Source organism: Stenotrophomonas sp. 115C5 (assembly GCF_056861055.1).
Window position 1 is genome coordinate 134927 of the sequence record NZ_JBSPUQ010000009.1, and the last position, 16244, is coordinate 151170.

Annotated in this window: 13 protein-coding genes; 4 read left to right on the forward strand and 9 right to left on the reverse strand. The window is 67.5% G+C overall.

Annotation, left to right across the window (positions count from 1 at the left end):
• The first annotated feature begins 114 nt into the window (after positions 1-114).
• The 3 genes from AC13FN_RS12820 (at position 115) to AC13FN_RS12830 (ending at position 3732) form a co-directional block, all read left to right on the forward strand.
• Positions 115-2100 (forward strand): transglycosylase SLT domain-containing protein, encoded by a 1986-nt coding sequence (locus AC13FN_RS12820; protein ID WP_482985275.1) that lies wholly within the window; start codon positions 115-117, stop codon positions 2098-2100.
• Between the two features lie 119 nt (positions 2101-2219).
• The gene (locus AC13FN_RS12825) at positions 2220-2456 is read left to right on the forward strand and encodes a hypothetical protein (protein ID WP_482985276.1); all 237 of its coding nucleotides are present in this window, start codon (positions 2220-2222) and stop codon (positions 2454-2456) included.
• 55 nt (positions 2457-2511) lie between these two features.
• Positions 2512-3732 (forward strand): multifunctional CCA addition/repair protein, encoded by a 1221-nt coding sequence (locus AC13FN_RS12830; RefSeq protein WP_482985277.1) that lies wholly within the window; start codon positions 2512-2514, stop codon positions 3730-3732.
• Between the two features lie 48 nt (positions 3733-3780).
• On the opposite strand, the gene AC13FN_RS12835 is transcribed toward AC13FN_RS12830, so the two are convergent.
• From AC13FN_RS12835 to AC13FN_RS12875, 9 genes are all read right to left on the reverse strand, one after another.
• Entirely contained in the window at positions 3781-4215 is a 435-nt protein-coding gene (locus AC13FN_RS12835) for an SseB family protein (protein WP_049434238.1), read from the reverse strand.
• Between the two features lie 49 nt (positions 4216-4264).
• Complete coding sequence (locus AC13FN_RS12840; RefSeq protein ID WP_053443515.1) at positions 4265-4600, reverse strand: hypothetical protein; 336 nt, start codon at positions 4598-4600, stop codon at positions 4265-4267.
• Positions 4601-4603: 3 nt separating this feature from the next.
• A complete protein-coding gene (locus AC13FN_RS12845; RefSeq protein WP_053443516.1) occupies positions 4604-5641 on the reverse strand; it encodes a S41 family peptidase in 1038 nt (345 codons plus the stop codon).
• Between the two features lie 228 nt (positions 5642-5869).
• Positions 5870-8896, reverse strand: coding sequence for an autotransporter family protein (locus AC13FN_RS12850; protein WP_482985278.1), 3027 nt, complete (start codon positions 8894-8896; stop codon positions 5870-5872).
• Between the two features lie 226 nt (positions 8897-9122).
• Positions 9123-10190, reverse strand: coding sequence for an acyltransferase family protein (locus tag AC13FN_RS12855; RefSeq protein WP_248853974.1), 1068 nt, complete (start codon positions 10188-10190; stop codon positions 9123-9125).
• Positions 10190-11338, reverse strand: a complete 1149-nt coding sequence (gene nagA / locus AC13FN_RS12860) for an N-acetylglucosamine-6-phosphate deacetylase (protein WP_049434247.1) — start codon at positions 11336-11338, stop codon at positions 10190-10192. The genes AC13FN_RS12855 and nagA overlap by 1 nt, the downstream gene beginning before the upstream one ends.
• A complete protein-coding gene (locus AC13FN_RS12865; protein WP_054172515.1) occupies positions 11338-12366 on the reverse strand; it encodes an SIS domain-containing protein in 1029 nt (342 codons plus the stop codon). The genes nagA and AC13FN_RS12865 overlap by 1 nt, the downstream gene beginning before the upstream one ends.
• 7 nt (positions 12367-12373) lie before the next feature.
• Positions 12374-13441, reverse strand: coding sequence for a LacI family DNA-binding transcriptional regulator (locus AC13FN_RS12870; RefSeq protein ID WP_006391719.1), 1068 nt, complete (start codon positions 13439-13441; stop codon positions 12374-12376).
• A gap of 39 nt (positions 13442-13480) precedes the next feature.
• Positions 13481-14770 carry a sugar MFS transporter gene (locus tag AC13FN_RS12875; RefSeq protein WP_049434251.1) on the reverse strand — a complete coding sequence of 430 codons (1290 nt, stop codon included), beginning with the start codon at positions 14768-14770 and terminating at the stop codon, positions 13481-13483.
• A 376-nt stretch (positions 14771-15146) separates the two neighbouring features.
• Here AC13FN_RS12875 and AC13FN_RS12880 point away from each other — a divergent pair, with 376 nt between their 5' ends.
• On the forward strand, positions 15147-16166 hold the full coding sequence (locus AC13FN_RS12880) for a glucokinase family protein (RefSeq protein ID WP_019338839.1): 1020 nt from the start codon (positions 15147-15149) through the stop codon (positions 16164-16166).
• The last annotated feature ends 78 nt before the right edge of the window (positions 16167-16244 follow it).

Here is a 16244-nt window from a genome sequence, read left to right on the forward strand (position 1 = left end):
GACGTTACGACGCCTCCCATCCGCTGCGGCAGTGGCCTGCGCGGGGTCATTCAGCTGTCGTTGCCGACGCTCGGCGTGCACGCAATGCGAAACTGAATTCAGCCATCGCCCGCTATGCTGGTCGCCATGACCCGACGCACTTCAACTGCCCTGTCCCTGCTGCCCTTGGCCACCACGCTGCTGATCGGCTGCGCCAACGCCCAGTCCCTCGACGCCCAGAACGCGCAGCTGAAGGCTGCGATCGCTGCCGCCGAACGCGGCCAGTTCGATCCCGGCCAGGCCGCTGCACTCAGCCGCCATCCGGCTTACGGATGGCTGGAGTACGCCAACCTGCGCCGCAACATCGACACCGTCGATACCGCGCAGGCACAGGCCTTCCTCAAGCGCTATGACGGCCAGGCCGTGGCCAACACGTTCCGCAGCGTGTGGCTGCCCTCGGTCGCACGCCGCCAGGACTGGCCGACCCTGCTCGCCAACTGGGTACCCACCGACAACGCCGGCCTGCGCTGTGCGCAGCTGACCGCGCGCCAGGTGACGGGCAAGGTCGATCCGCAGTGGATCAGCGAGGCGCAGGATCTGTGGCGCAAGAACGGCAAGTCGCTGCCGGACGGCTGTGATGCCGTCTTCGCCGTGCTGCAGGCGCAAGGTGGCCTGAGCGACGCCCTGCGCTGGGAACGCATCGATGCCGCCGCCGACGCCCAGCAGCCGGCCGTGATGCGCAGCGCTGCACGTGGCCTGCCTGCCACCGAGTTGGCGCTGGCGAACACCTACGCCGCCTTTGTCGACAGGCCCAATGCCAGCGCCCTGAACTGGCCGCGCAACGAGCGCAGCCGGCGCATCGCCACCGATGGCCTGGCCAAGCTGGCCAAGGCCGACCCGGCCGCCACCGAACAGCAGCTGCCGCAGTATGCCCAGGCGCTGGGCCTGAGTGCCGAGCAGCAGGGCCAGGTGCTGTACCAGATCGCACTGTGGACGGTGGCTTCCTACCTGCCCGATTCGGCGCGCCGCCTCAACGCGGTGCCGGAATCGGCGTATGACGAACGCCTGCACGAATGGCGCGTGCGCGAAGCGATGTCGCGCGGTGACTGGCCGGCGGCGCTGACCGCGATCCGCAAGATGGCCAGCAAGCAGCGCAGTGACCCGCGCTGGCGCTACTTCGAAGGCCGCATGCTGGAGAAGACCGGGCAGGCCCAGCAGGCGCAACCGTTGTTCCGCGATGCGGCGCGTGCCCCCACCTTCCACGGTTTCCTGGCCGCCGACAAGCTGCAGCAGGGCTACACGCTGTGCCCGTGGAAGCCGAATGACAGCGCGCAGGCACAGGCAGTGGTCGCGCGCGATCCGGCCATCCAGCGCGCGATGGCGCTGTACCAGATCGACCGCGCCGGCTGGGCCGTGGCCGAATGGAACAGCGCGCTGTCGCGCTTCGATGACACCCAGCGCCGCCTGGCGGTACGCGTGGCGCAGGACAACGGCTGGTTCGATCGTGCGGTGTTCGCGCTCGGCAAGCAGCCGCAGGAGCAGCGCCTGTACGACCTGCGCTTCCCGCTGCACCACGACGCCACCATCCGCCGCGAGTCGGCACGCAATGCCATCGACCCGGCCTGGGTGGCTGCGGAAATCCGCGCCGAGAGCACCTTCACCCCGCGTGCGCGCTCGCCTGCCAACGCCATGGGCCTGATGCAGGTGCTGCCGGCCACCGGTGCCGGCGTGGCCAAGTCGATCGGCCTGACCGGCTACGGCGGCGCCGACAGCCTGTACGACCCGGACACCAACATTGCCATCGGCACCGCCTACCTGCGCCAGCTGATGAACAAGTACGACGGCCTGCCGTACGTGACCATCGCCGCGTACAACGCCGGCCCGACCCCGACCGCACGTTGGCAGGGCCAGCGCCCGGGCTTTGATCCGGACCTGTGGATCGAGACCATCAGCTACAAGGAAACCCGCGAGTACGTCGCCCGCGTGCTGGCCTTCAGCGTGATCTACGACTGGCGCCTCAATGGCGATGCGCTACCGCTGAGTGACCGCCTGATGGGCCGTCTGGTGGACAAGCGCAAGAGCTTCAGCTGCGCGGCCAACGCCGACCAGGGCGGCGATTGATCGCACTGCATCTGTAGAGCCGAGCCCATGCTCGGCTGCGGTTCGTTCCGGTCGCGTTGCCACATGATGAGCCGAGCATGGGCTCGGCTCTACACGATCGCCCCGGGGAGGGGAACGCAATGAGCCTGCTGGCCTGGATCGGGACATTCGCCGCCTGGAGCCTGTTCGCCACCTGGGTGCTGCGCTGGGGTGGCGCGGCCTGGATGGAAGGCTGGAAGTCGCTGGCCTTCGTCGACAGCTGGGGCAGCCTGTGGGACGAAGCGCAGATCAAGCTGTACGTCCTCTGCCTGTGGATCGTCTACGGCCTGTGGTTCCTGGCCGGCCTGTTCGTGCCGGAGTGGCGCGGCCTGCCGTGAGGCCTCTGCATCGGTCGTGCCGGAACATCTGCGCCGGCCATGCGATCATCCCCCCATGAAGATCTATCTTGTCGGCGGCGCCGTACGCGACCGCCTGCTGCAGCGCCCTGCCGGCGACCGCGACTGGGTGGTGGTCGGCGCCACGCCTGCGCAGATGGAAGCGCAGGGCTACACCGCAGTCGGCCGCGATTTCCCGGTGTTCCTGCATCCGAAGACCGGTGAGGAATACGCGCTGGCGCGCACCGAGCGCAAATCCGGCCGCGGCTATCGCGGCTTCGTGGTCGATGCCGATCCGGCGGTGACGCTGGAAGAAGACCTGCAGCGCCGCGACTTCACCATCAATGCGATTGCCTGCGACGAAGACACCGGCACGCTGGTCGATCCCTATGGCGGTGTCCGCGACCTGGAACAGCGCGTGCTGCGCCATGTCGGGCCGGCCTTCGTCGAGGATCCGCTGCGCGTGCTGCGCGCGGCGCGCTTCATGGCCCGTTTTGCACCGCTGGGCTTCAGCGTCGCCGAAGAGACCATGGCACTGATGCGCGAGGTCGCCGCCAGCGGTGAACTGGACGCGCTGGTGCCGGAACGCGTCTGGCAGGAACTGCGCAAGGCGCTGGTCAGTGAACGGCCCTCCGCCTTCCTGCGCACGCTGCACGATGCGCAGGCACTGGGCCCGATCCTGCCCGAACTGGAAGCGCTGTACGGCGTACCGCAGCGTGCCGAATTCCACCCGGAAGTCGACACCGGCATCCACCAGGAAATGGTCAGCGACATGGCTGCCAGGCTGGCGCCGGGCGATGACCTGGTCGGCTTCGCTGCCCTCACCCACGACCTCGGCAAGGGCCTGACCCCGCCGGAGGAATGGCCGCGCCACATCATGCACGAGCAGCGCGGCATCAAGCCGTTGAAGGCACTGTGTGCGCGGTTGAAGATTCCCACCGAACACCAGCAACTGGCCGAAGCGGTGTGCCGCGAGCACTTGAACGTGCACCGCATCGACGACCTGCGCGATGCCACCGTGCTGGAACTGCTGGGCCGCTGTGATGCGTTGCGTCGGCCGGAGCGCGTGGCGCGTATCGCACTGTGCTGCGAGGCCGACAAGCGCGGCCGGCTCGGCTTCGAGGACGCCGACTACCCGCAGGGCGAAACACTCAAGCGCCTGCACCAGGCGGCGCTGTCTGTGCAGGCACGGGATCTGGATACGACACACCTGAAGGGGCCGGCCATCGGCGAAGCGCTGGCCAAGGCGCGGGTGAAAGCCATCGCCGCCGCCCGCTGAAGACCTGGTAGTGCCGGCCGCTGGCCGGCAACCAGAAAATCCCTGGATTCAGTGCGCCATGCCGCGGGTAATCGCCGCCGCACGCTGCTTCAGCTGGGCCACGGCATCGGGAATCATCTCCATGCCCACGTCCAGGCCCGGGTTCAGCACCAGGCCGACGCCGTCGCCGATACCGGCCAGCAGCGCGTGCACCGCGATCGGCATGGCGTGGGCGAACTGCGGCAGCTGCTCGTGCCACAGGCCGGCGCGCTCGGGCGCGGTGAACACCGCGAACATCGGCTCGCCGCTCTCGCTGGTCAGCACCAGCGGCGAGATGCTCTCGTCCCAGGCGCCATCTTCGCCAATGGCCTTGTCCAGCAGCACGAACGCCGTCGAGGTCAGCAGGCCATCGAGGAACTGCGCTGCGGTCAGCGTGCCATCCTGGGCCTGCAGCAGGCGCTCCTCGAGGTCGTTGAGGGGTTCGAACGGGGTGTCGTGGTCCATGGTCGGTTCCGATACGTGATTGCAGGACAGACTTTAACAGGCCCTGTCCTCAACCGAGGAATCCGTGCCGCCACAGCCAGCCCAACGCCGCCAGACCGGCCACCACCACCAGCATCAGTGGTAGGCCGAAGCGGTGCCGCCACGGGATCGGCACCCCACCCAGCTGCTGGTCCACGGTGTCGGTATCCAGCACCCAGCCGTGCCCGCACCGGGTGCAGGCCAGCTCATAACGGCGCTGATAGGTGAACCCGAACAGCAGGTCGATGCGCGCCATCTTGTAGCGCAGCTGGGGCGCGAACTCGGTTTCCGTCTGGCAGCGCAGACAGTGATGGGCTTCGGTCGGGCCGACGATCAGCACCCGTTCCTGTTGGCCGATCAGGATCATGGATCAGCTGCCCTGGCAGGCGGGCTGGGCCAGCAGCCAGGCTTGGGCGGCGGCAAGGGTGGCCGCATCGCCTGTCGTCAATTCATCCGGAGTAATCCTGGCACCGGCGCCAGCGCCAGTGCGGTCTTTCATCACCGCGGTCGTCACCGCCAACACACTGCCATCCACCAAGGTCCGCGTATCGTTGCTTGTCGAGAAACCCGCTGTCGACTGCCCGAAACTCCGCGTCTGTAGGCGCCCCCTGAATGACAGCATCGTCGCTTCGCCAGAGCTGGCGGTATTCGACCCGACCAGAACGGCGACGGGCGCGCCGGGCTGCTTGAGGGAATACCCCGGTCGACCGAATCCCAGCCTGGGACGACCATCGACCTGCACCATGGTCGGCGTCAGACTCCAGCGCTGCGGCCCGCGGGCAGTAGCAATCGACCCGACCTCTTCCACGCCTGTCGACGACGTGCGCAGCAACGGTGCAACACCCAGCAGCATCGGCCACATGTTGCCCCCACTGTTGCTGCGCAGATCGACAATCCAGCCACAGCGATCGCCGCTGTCCTTGCCACGGATGACATCCTGCCATTGCAGCGCGCGCTGGATGTCCTGATTGAACTCGTCCTGCCGCGTAGCCCCCGGCGTAGCGGCATAGCCTTCGATGACCACCCAGCCGATGCGTGCATCGACGGCACCAGCCACTTTCGCCTTGGCAACGGCCTCAGCGCCGACCTGCTTCGAGCGCTCCGTGGCTTCACGCTTGCGTGCAAGCGTCATCCAGACACCATGCCCCCCGGTGCTCTCCACGATGATCTCACGCAGGGCGGTATGCAACGCACCCGGGTACGCCTGCAACGACGCCAGTCGCTTACGAGCGACAGGCCAGTCCACTTTGTCGCGATACAAGGCTTCATGCTCGAGCAGATCCAGGATCTGTACCTGCGCTTCCGGCGAAGGTATTTCGGTGGCGGACGCAGTGGCCGCCGTTGCGTTGGCTGCCAGAAGGGTCAGCATCAGTGCACCAATCCCACGCACTCCCTTGCACACCTGCATGCGACGTTTCCTTGTCGTTGAGTCAGGTCCACAGCATAACCGTGGCGAATCATGCCCGCCATTGCGCGGATAGCCGTTGTAGAGCCGAGTCCATGCTCGGCTTTGTAAGAACACGACTGAAGCAGCCGAGCATGGCTCGGCTCTACAGAGTCATGACGGCGGCAGGGTTCGTGTCGGCCAAGGTCGACAGCCACCAGAGCGGGTCATGCCGCCGGGCATGGCCCGGCGCTACCAGTCCGCGCGCAGGCCGATGTTGCCTTCGATGATGCGGCGCTTCTCGTCGCGGTCACCGCCCAGTTCGCGCGTGTAGTCGGCCACCGCGTACGCACTGATGGTGCGGTTGAAGCGCCCGACCACACCCACACCGGCTTCGAGCGCGCGTGAGCGCTGCGAATTGATGATCGTGTCGTCGTCGAAGCGGATGCGGTCCTCGCCGGAGCGGCCATGCCAGTAATTGAGCTTGAAATACGGCTGCCAGCCGTTGTCGGCCAGCTGGTAGTCGCCGGCCAGACGCAGGCCGATGCGGCCGGTCCAGGCGTTGTCGTTGTCGAAGCGCACGCTCGATACCTCATCGCGGCGGTCGTCCAGCGACGTGCGTTGCCAGATCACCTGCACCTGCGGCTCCAGCCACCATGCGGACTGACCGAAGTGCAGCAGCGGTTTGCCGGCCTCCACCGACACGCTGGTGCCATCGCCGCTGATTCCGAAGCCGAGCCCACGCGAGGAACGCACGCGGCCGTCGTAGCGGCTCTGCATCGCTACGGCGTCGATATAGCCACCACTGCTGTCGGTGAGCGTCCAGTACAGGCCCACGTGCTTGTCGTCCAGGCGGTTCTGGCCCACCTGTACGTTCTCCCAGCCCAGTGCCAGGCCGGTGGTCTTGCCCTGCGCGCGGGTGCGGCCGACGAACACACCGATCTGGTTGCGATGGTTGTCGGAGGCAGCGGCCCATACGTCGAGACCGGCCTGCAGGCCCATCACATCGCCATCGAAGCCCGGCTGCGCATCACCCTTCCAATGGATCTCGCTGCTCTGACCTACCAAGCGGCCCCAGGCGGTGCGGAATGCGCCCTGGTTGTACAGCAGGCGCTGCTCGCCCTGCCGCTCGTGGAAGGTGCCGAGGCTGGCCAGCGAGGTCTCGCGTAGGAGCGGCGGCACCACGGCATAGGTGGCAGCCTCCACGCGGTACAGCGGCACCACTGCGCCCTCGGCGGGGCGTGCACCCGGCGTCGGCGGCGCACCGGTTCCGGGCAGCGCACCGCCGGCCACTGGCACGTCCGGCACGGCCGGATCGCTGGGTGGCGCCACCGGCGCGGGTTCCGGTGGCGGTGGTGGCGGCGCGGTCTCGCCCGCGGTCAGATCCGGATCGCTGGCGCCTTCGGGCGGCGGCGGCGGTGCCGGGGTGATCGGCGGCGGTGGGGCCACTGGAGGCGTCAGCGGTGGCGGTGTCACGCTGCCGCCACCGTTGGGTGCTGGCGTCGGCCCGGTCACCAGCGTCGAACGCAGGTACCAGTTCTCGCCGGTACCGGCACTGACACCGCCCTTGAACAGGAAATACTCGTAGGCACCGGCCGCGACCGGTGCGAACAGCGAGAACGCGCCCGGCGCGGTGCGGCCACCATTCAAGGCCTGCACCACCAGGATGCCGTCGGCCAGCGTGGCAGCGCCGCTGCCGCCGGCATTGAGCACGCCGATGCCGGTGGTCCCGGTGGCAGTACCGCCGTCGATCACCAGACGGTCGCTGGTGGAGTTGTCCGCGCCCAGCACGGTACGCAGGTACAGGCCACCACCGTCTCCGCGGTAGTTGCCACGCACGGTGAACACGTCGCCAGCGCCGGTACCGGTCAGGTCGATGCGCCCGGCATTGACCATCTCCACCAGTGCACCACTGTTGAATGGGCGGATGGCATGCCCCCCACTGCCCGCGTAGACGGTACTGGTGTCATCCACCGTGAGCGTGCCGGTGCCGCTACCGTTGTCGCCCAGCACCAGATCACCATCGAAGCTCAGCTCGGTGCTGTTGGCCAGGCTGACCGCCTCCCAGTTCTGGAAGCGGCCCACGCCCGTGGTCTTGACGTTGCTCAGGTTGAGCTGGTCGATGCCACCGCCACCGTCGAACAGCGGCACCGCACCGAGGTTGCCCTGGTTGAGGTTGCTGAGGTTGGCCACGTCGTTGTCCGGGCCCATGTCGATCGCGCCGTAGACGATGCCACTACCCTTCCAGTTGAAGGTGTCATTGCCGGTACTGAGCAGTACCTGCCCACGCACGGTGCCGTCGGTGATGGTCACGCTGTCGTTGCCACCGCTGACGCTGATGTTGCCGCCGATGTAGGCCGTACCCGAGATGATGATCGTGTCGGTGTCGAAGCCGGTCACCACGTTGCCATCCACGGTGCCGCCGGACTGGTCCCACAGGTTCTTGTCCAGCTTCATGTTGACGCGGCCGATGCGGCCACCGGTCATCCAGGCCTGGTCGCCATCCTCGAACGCGCCGATGATGCGGCCACCGCTCATGCGGAAGCTATCGATGTTGTCGCCCTGCTGCAGCGCGCCGATCGTGCCGCCACTCATGACGAAATCATCGCGGCCACTGCCCTGCGCTACCAGGCCGGTAACGGTGCCGCCGGTGACGGTCATCTGGTCATCGCCACTGCCCTGGTCGACGCTGTCGATCGTGCCATCGCCCAGCAGCAGCACATCATTGCCATCGCCCTGCTGGACGCCACCGGAGATGCTGCCTGCCTGCATCTCCAGACGGTCGTTGCCCGCACCGAACTGCACACCCGTGCGGCCACTGATCGTTCCGCGGTTGACCAGAGCGCTGTCGCCCGCACCGACGAACTGCAGGGCGGTGTTGTTGCCGGTGCTGATGCTGCCCGCATTTTCGACACGGCTGCCGCCACCGAGCTGGACCGCCACTCCGCCCACCGCACTGATCGTGCCCAGGTTGGACAACAGGTGCCCACCGGCACCAACAAGCGAAATCGCGCTGCTGCCACCGCTCTGCTGCAGTTGTGCCGTGCTGGCGATATTGATGGTGATGCCGGCCGCGCCATTGGCGGTGATGGGAACAGTCTGCGGGTTCGGCGCATTGGCATCGCAGGTGACCGTCTGGCCGGCGATGGGGACGGCGCTGTTACAGCCGGCCCAGGCGACACTGGCACTCAGCAGCATGACGGACGGGACAGCCAGGGCCTGCAGCACGGAAACGGTGAGGCGGCGCGGACGGAAAGCGCGCGGAACGGCACGGGACATACAGCACTCCTGGACAAGGGATCAGGAACTGCGGATATGCGGTACTGCGCAGGCAGTCTGCCGTGTGGTGAACGGTTTCGATAGGTGAAATTGCGTGGCGGCTATCACAGTTCAGTGGCGAACTTGATCGGGCATCACCCCGCCTCTACGTGGCTGAAATTGTTCATCTTTGCGGCGGTCACAGGCCGCGTGGAGAGTATCCACGCATGGCGTGGATGAGGTGCCATCAGATCTTCAGATAGATTTTCCGCCGGTCCAGCCACCAGGCCACGCCCCACCACAGCGCGACAAACACCAGCGCCTGCAGCATCGATGCCAGCTCGAGCGCCTGCGGCATTGCGGTGGCCAGCTGTTGCCAGATCCAGCTCCAGGCACCGCTGGCCATCAGCACCACCGACATCACCGATGCGCCCAGATACGCCGTGATCGCATTGACGCCGAAGCGCCGGCCCAGCGCCGGCCAGCCCTTCTGATCGATCAGCCAGTGTCCCAGCCATAGCGCCAGCGCCGCCAGGCCGCCCGTCCACAGCACGTAACTGGGCGTCCACAACTGCTTGTTCAACGGCAGCACCATCGCCAACAGCAGGCCCAACACCGCAGTCGCCACACCCAGCCCGGCCAGCGCCACGGCACGTCCGCTGCGCAGCAGGCCTCCGGCCAACAGACCGAGCACGGTACTGGCCAGCGCGCCCAGCGTGCTCAGCAACCCTTCCGGGTCATGGCCCAGCCCGGTATCGGCGTGCCATTGGTAGATCCACGGGGCGAACAGCGTGGTATCCAGGCGGCTGGCGGGGTTGGTCCATGGCGCCAGATCACCGATGCCCAGCAGCAGCACGGTGTACCCCACCAGCAGCGCGATCAGAGCGCTCACCTGCACGCGTGGCCGCGCATAGACCGCCAGCACGCCCACCAACGCCGCACACACCGCGATCCGTTGCAGCACGCCCCATATGCGGAAGTGATGGGTATCCAACGCCCACCAGATCAGCAGGTGCAGCAGCGCACCGGCCAGCAGGATGCGCAGCGCGCGTTCCAGCACGCCACGCGCCAGTGCAGGCCGCACCGACGCGTCCAGCGCGCGCGGCGCTACGCTGAACGCCATCGACACGCCCACCAGGAACAGGAAGAACGGGAACACCAGATCGGTGGGCGTGCAGCCATGCCATTCCGAATGGCGCAGTGGTGCGAACACCGCACTCCAGTCGCCCGGATTGTTGACCAGCAGCATCGCCGCCACGGTGATGCCGCGCAGGGCATCGATCGAGCCCAGCCGGCGTGGCGGCGCACTGTTCATCAGGCGGCCTCGTACTGTCCGGCAATCCAGGTACCACGCACCTGCAGGGCATCATCCAGCAGCACCAGGTCGGCCTGGTAGCCCTCGGCGATGTGGCCCAGGCGATCATCGACGTTGAGGAACTGTGCCGGATAGGTCGAGGCCATGCGCGCGGCTTCCGCCAACGGCTGGCCGAGCAGCTGCACGGTGTTGCGCACGGCGGTGGCCATGTCCAGCGCCGAGCCGGCCAGCGAACCGGCAGCATTGCGCACCACGCCGTCGATGGCGGTAATGGTTTCGCCATACAGCACGTAGCTGGGATCGTCGGCGCCGACCGGCGGCATCGCATCGGTCACCAGCAGCAGACGGCCGCGCGGCTTGGCTGCCAGCGCCACGCGCAGGCTGGCCGGATGCACATGCACGCCATCGACAATGATGCCGATCCAGCTGTCGCGGTCTTCCAGCGCAGCGCCCACCGCACCGGGCTCACGGCCCTGCAGCGGCGACATCGCGTTGTACAGATGGGTGAAGCCACGCACGCCAGCATCCAGTCCGGCACGAATCTCTTCGTACGTGCCAGCAGTGTGGCCAGCAGCAACGATCACGCCACGTTCGACCAGCGCACGGATGGTCTCCAGCGGCACGCGTTCCGGTGCCAGTGTCAGCAGCGTCACGCCGTTGTCCAGCGAGGCGGCCAGTGCGATCTCTTCTTCGTCAGGCACGCGGAACTTGCTGGCATCGTGGGTGCCCTTGCGCGCCGGCGCGATGTACGGGCCTTCCAGGTGGATGCCGATCACGCCGGGCACGCCCTGCGCGATCGCCTCGCGCATCGCGGCGATCGCTTCGCGCATCACGCCCACATCGTCGCTGATCAGCGTCGGCAGCATCGCGGTGGTGCCGAAGCGCCGGTGCGCCTGCGCGATGGTTCGCAGCGAGGCGACATCGGGCGTGTTGTTGAACAGCGCACCGCCACCACCATTGACCTGCACATCGATGAAACCGGGCAGCAGCCAGCCGCCGCCCAGATCCACCTGCTCAGCCGCCTGGCCCAGCTGCGGTGCAGCGTCAGGCAGCAGCGCGCTGATGCGACCGTCCTCGATCACCACCGCCAGATCGTCGCGGAAGTCGTCGCCCGCCAGGATGCGGGCATTGCGCAGGACCGTGGCCATCACACCGTCTCCGTAACCTTGTTCAGATGCGGCGGCAGATCCGGGTTGAAGCCACGACGCAGCGCCAGCGCATTGATCGCGCGGTAGAAGCTCTGCACGGTCAGCAGCGGTGCGCACAGCGGATGCGGTGCGGCCGCCACCGGCAGGTTGCCACCGGCACCGGCCATCCACACCTGTGCACCGCGCGCGGTGAATTCTTCGACGACAGCACGGGTACCGGCGCCGGTCTCGTCGGGCTGGGCAAAGGCCAGCACCGGGAAACCACGGTCAACCAGCGCCATCGGGCCATGCTTCACTTCAGCCGAGCTGTAGGCTTCGGCATGCAGGCTGCAGGTTTCCTTGAACTTCAGTGCAGCCTCCTGGGCCGCGCCCAGGCCCAGGCCACGGCCGAGCACGAACAGGTTGGTCGCCTCGACCAGGCCTTCGGTCACCGCACTCCAGTCACACTGCCAGGCCTCGCGCATCGCATCCGGCAGCAGTTCCAGTGCGGCGCGAAGGCTGCTGTCCTGCTTCCAGTACGCAGCCAGCTGCAGCAGTGCGGCCAGCGACGCCAGGTAGCTCTTGGTCGCCGCCACGCTCTTTTCGGCACCGGCATGCAGCGGAATGACCGTATCGGCCAGCTGCGCCAGCGGCGAATCCTCGACGTTGACCAGCGCGATCACCCGGGCGCCGGCCGCCTTGGCGGCCTCGGCGTTGCGCAGCAGGTCGGGGCTCTTGCCCGACTGCGAGATGACGATGAACAGTGCGCCGCGCAGTTGCAGGGGTGCGGCATAGACCGAACCCACCGACGGCGAGGCCGATGCGACCACCAGGCCCAGCTGGGTTTCCAGCAGGTACTTGCCATAGGTGGCAGCGTGGTCGGAGCTGCCGCGTGCGCAGGTGACCACGAACGGGGGTGGCGCAGCACGCAGGCTGGCGGCCAGGGACTCCATGGTGGCGTGGTTGCGCGAGAACTGGCGGGCAACCACGTCAGCCGCTTCAGCGGCCTCGGCGAACATCAGGGTGGAAGTGGGGTCTGACAGCGACATGGCAGGCTCAGGCAGGATCGGAAGGAAGGGGGCGAGCGCCGGCCGGGCGCATCGGCGCGGTCGAACCGCGCACCACCAGCTGCGGCACGAAGCCCTGGTTGTGCAGTGGTGCCGGCGCGTCGTCGTAGGCGTCGCTGCGCAGCTGTGCGATCAGCAGGCGCGCGGCATGGCGGGCAATGTCTTCGGTGGCCTGTTTGGCGGTGGTCAGCGGCGGCCACGACTGGCGCGAGAACGGGCTGTCCTCGAAGCCGGCGATGGACAGATCGTAGGGCACGTTCATGCCGGCCGACTTGGCGGCGGCCAGCACGCCAGCGGCGATTTCGTCGTTGGAACCGAAGATGGCGGTGGGCGGCTCGCGCAGCGCCAGCAGGCGGCGCGCACCGCGGAAACCGTCGTCGAAGGTGTAATCGCCCTGCACCACCAGGTGCTTGTCCACGGTCATGCCGTAGTCCTTCAGCGCGGCTTCGTAACCGGCGTAGCGTTCGCCCGACGAGCGGTGCGAGATGCCACCCCAAAGGAAGCCGATGCGCTGGTGGCCGAGCTGGATAAGGTGCTCGGTGATCTCGTAGGCAGCCTCGCGGTCGTCGACGAACACGCAGGCACCGTCGGCCGGGTCTTCGGTGGCGGCGATGATGCGCACCAGCTTGATGCCGCGCGCAGTCAGCGCCTGGATCAGGTCGCGGCGCTCGGACATCGGCGCGGTCAGCACCAGCCCGGCCAGCCGCGAACGCTGCACCCAGTCGGCCAGCTCATCGGCCAGCAGCGGTGAGCTGGAATCGCAGGGGTGGATCTGGAGGCCGAAACCGGTCTCGCGGCACGCGGCCAGCACGCCGTTCTGCACGCCGATGATGTGGTACGGGTTCGGGTTGTCGTAGACCAGCCCGATCACGAAGGTGGTGCCGCTGCGCAGGTTGCGCGCCGACGGATCGGGCTCGTAGTCCAGCTCGGCGATGGCTCGCAGCACCCGCGCACGGGTGGCCTGCATCACCGAGGGCTCGTTGTTGATCACCCGCGAGACCGTCTTCAGCGAGACCTTGGCCTTCTCCGCAACGTCCTTGATGGTCGCTCTGCGCATGGGTTTTCCCTGGGGTTGGCTGCCGTCCATCATCGCCGATCAGGCCTTGTCCTGCGGCAGGCCGGCACGATGGCCGATCACCGAGTAGAACAGGATGTACAGGTAGCACGGCACCATCAGCAGCACGAACACCAGCTGGAAGTCGATGTGCTGCTTGAGCACGGCGAACAGCTGCGGAATGATCGCGCCGCCGGCAATACCCATCACCAGCAGGGCCGAGCCGGTCTCGGTGAAGCGACCCAGGCCGCGGATCGCCAGCGGGAAGATCGCCGGCCACATCATGGCGTTGGCGAAGCCCAGCAGGGCCACGAAGGCCACCGACACGTAGCCGTGGGTGGCCCAGGCGCCGAGGCAGAACACCACGCCCAGCACCGCCGAAATGGTCAGGTAGCGCGACTGCGAGACCACCTTGGGGATCAGCAGAAGGCCGACCACGTAGCCAACCAGCATCGCGCCAAGGGTGAGCGAGGTGAACATCTTGGTCTGGTCCAGCGGCAGGTCGAAACCATGGCCGTAGGTACCGATCGCATCACCGGCCATCACCTCCACGCCGACGTAGACGAACAGGCACAGCACGCCCAGCCACAGATGCGGGAACTGGAAGATGCTGCGCCGTTCGGCAGCACCGGCCGCAACCGGCGTGGCATTGGCTTCGGACGACTTGATTTCCGGCAGCGGCGAGAACAGCACGGCCACCGCCAGCAGCACCAGCAGGCCCGCCATGGCCAGGTACGGCGCATGGATCTTGGCGGCGAATTCGTTGAGCAGCTGCGCCTTGGTCGCCTCATCGGCAGCGGCCACCGTGGCCGACAGATCACCGATGCCATGCAGCACCACGGTACCGATCAGCACCGGGGCGAGCATGCCGGCGATCTTGTTGCAGATGCCCATCAGCGCGATGCGGCGTGCCGCCGTCTCGATCGGGCCGAGGATGGAGATATAGGGGTTGATCGCGGTCTGCAGCAGGGCCAGGCCGCTGCCGATCACGAACAGGCCGCCGAGCGCGCCCGGGTACCAGCGCTGGGTGGCGAATTCGCCGAACAACGCGGCACCACCGGCCATCACCAGCAGGCTCAGGCTCAGGCCCTTCTTCATGCCGGTGCGGCGCAGGATCCATGACGCCGGCAGGGCCAGGAAGAAGTAGGACAGGTAGAACACCATCAGCACCAGGAAGGCGCCGACCTCGCTGAGTTCGAAGGCCAACTTGACGAAGGTGATCAGCGGGCCATTGAGCCAGGTGAAGAAGCCGATCAGGAAGAACAGCACGCCAACGATGGCGATGGAGGTGGCCACGTTCGGGCGCGCGCTTGCAGCGGGGACGGCGGACATCAGGAGGGCTCCTGCGGCGACGGCCGCAGAACGCGGCGTCGGAGAGTGGCTGGGAACAACGTTGTCACATTCTTTCGATGGACAGCCGCGGTTTGTCAACTTCCACGCGCAGCCCCGTGAACCTCGTGCTGCACTGCGCAACCCGATCGCAACGCATCGTGCTGAATGCGCCGGAGGCCTTGGCCCATGTGCGGCAATGGTTCCAACGTGAAACCCGCACTCACGCCATGTAAACGTTTACTGCATGTCGCATTCGTTGCGATGCAGCAACGAAAGTGTCACGAACTCGTTGACATCGTTGTCAGCGGGGTTACAGACTCCGCCCCAATCGCCGCCCCCGATCCCAGGGCCGGCCCCACTTGCAGCAGGAGCCCGCGTGACCGCCAGCCACCCCGCCCCGGCCCATGTCCTGTCCCGAGTCGCGCCCTCGTTCCTGGCCGCCGACGTCGGTGGCACCCATGTGCGCGTGGCCCGGGTCCAGGCCAGCGGTGATGCCGCCCACCCGGTGCAGGTGCTGGAGTACCGCAAGTACCGCAATGCCGACCATGCCGGCCTCAGCGCGATCCTGTCCGATTTCCTGGGCGAAGGCCCACGGCCCACGCACTGCGTGGTCGCCAGCGCCGGCTACGCCCGCGAGGACGGCACGGTGATCACCGCCAACCTGCCGTGGCCGCTGTCGGCGCGCCAGGTGGAGGCCGACGTCGGCCTGCAGCGGGTCTACATCGTCAACGACTTCGAAGCGGTGGCCTATGCCGCCGCGCAGGTGGACGCCAGCGGCGTGCTGCACCTGTGCGGGCCGGACACCGCCACGCGCGGTCCGACCCTGGTGGTCGGCCCCGGTACCGGCCTCGGTGCAGCACTGTGGATTCCCACTGCGCATGGCCCGGTGGTACTGCCCACCGAAGCCGGCCAGCCGACCCTGGCCGCCAGCACCGAGCTGGAAATGGCCATCGTCCGCCACATGCAGCGCGACCGCGCGCACGTGTCGATCGAACATGCGATCTCCGGCCCGGGCCTGATGAACCTGTACCGTGCGGTGTGCGCACTGCAGGGACAGGCACCGACGCTGGCCAGCCCCGACGCGGTCACCGCCGCCGCCATGGCCGATACCGATGCGCACGCGCGCCAGGCGCTGGATGTGTTCTGCGGCCTGCTCGGCAGCACCATCGGCGACATGGCCCTGTTCTACGGCGCCCACGGTGGCGTCTACCTGGCCGGCGGCATCCTGCCGCAGATCCGCGAATACCTGCACGCCAGCACCTTCGTCGAACGGTACCTGCAGAAGGGACCGATGGGCGAAGCACTGGCACGCATCCCGGTGAAGGTCGTCGAACACGGCCAGCTGGGCGTGGTCGGCGCTGCAAGCTGGTACCTGCAGCAGCAGTCGGCCGCCTGACACCGCAACAGGCTTCAACGCAATCGCAGCACGCAGTACGTGGCACGCCAACGCACGGGACTTCGCCGCCGCCCCGCG

Coding starts and splice junctions, on each gene's coding strand:
- AC13FN_RS12820 (WP_482985275.1), top strand. CDS start 115: ATGCTGGTCGCCATGACCCGACGCACTTCAACTGCCCTGTCCCTGCTG.
- AC13FN_RS12825 (WP_482985276.1), top strand. CDS start 2,220: ATGAGCCTGCTGGCCTGGATCGGGACATTCGCCGCCTGGAGCCTGTTC.
- AC13FN_RS12830 (WP_482985277.1), top strand. CDS start 2,512: ATGAAGATCTATCTTGTCGGCGGCGCCGTACGCGACCGCCTGCTGCAG.
- AC13FN_RS12835 (WP_049434238.1), bottom strand. CDS start 4,215: ATGGACCACGACACCCCGTTCGAACCCCTCAACGACCTCGAGGAGCGC.
- AC13FN_RS12840 (WP_053443515.1), bottom strand. CDS start 4,600: ATGATCCTGATCGGCCAACAGGAACGGGTGCTGATCGTCGGCCCGACC.
- AC13FN_RS12845 (WP_053443516.1), bottom strand. CDS start 5,641: ATGCAGGTGTGCAAGGGAGTGCGTGGGATTGGTGCACTGATGCTGACC.
- AC13FN_RS12850 (WP_482985278.1), bottom strand. CDS start 8,896: ATGTCCCGTGCCGTTCCGCGCGCTTTCCGTCCGCGCCGCCTCACCGTT.
- AC13FN_RS12855 (WP_248853974.1), bottom strand. CDS start 10,190: ATGAACAGTGCGCCGCCACGCCGGCTGGGCTCGATCGATGCCCTGCGC.
- nagA (WP_049434247.1), bottom strand. CDS start 11,338: ATGGCCACGGTCCTGCGCAATGCCCGCATCCTGGCGGGCGACGACTTC.
- AC13FN_RS12865 (WP_054172515.1), bottom strand. CDS start 12,366: ATGTCGCTGTCAGACCCCACTTCCACCCTGATGTTCGCCGAGGCCGCT.
- AC13FN_RS12870 (WP_006391719.1), bottom strand. CDS start 13,441: ATGCGCAGAGCGACCATCAAGGACGTTGCGGAGAAGGCCAAGGTCTCG.
- AC13FN_RS12875 (WP_049434251.1), bottom strand. CDS start 14,770: ATGTCCGCCGTCCCCGCTGCAAGCGCGCGCCCGAACGTGGCCACCTCC.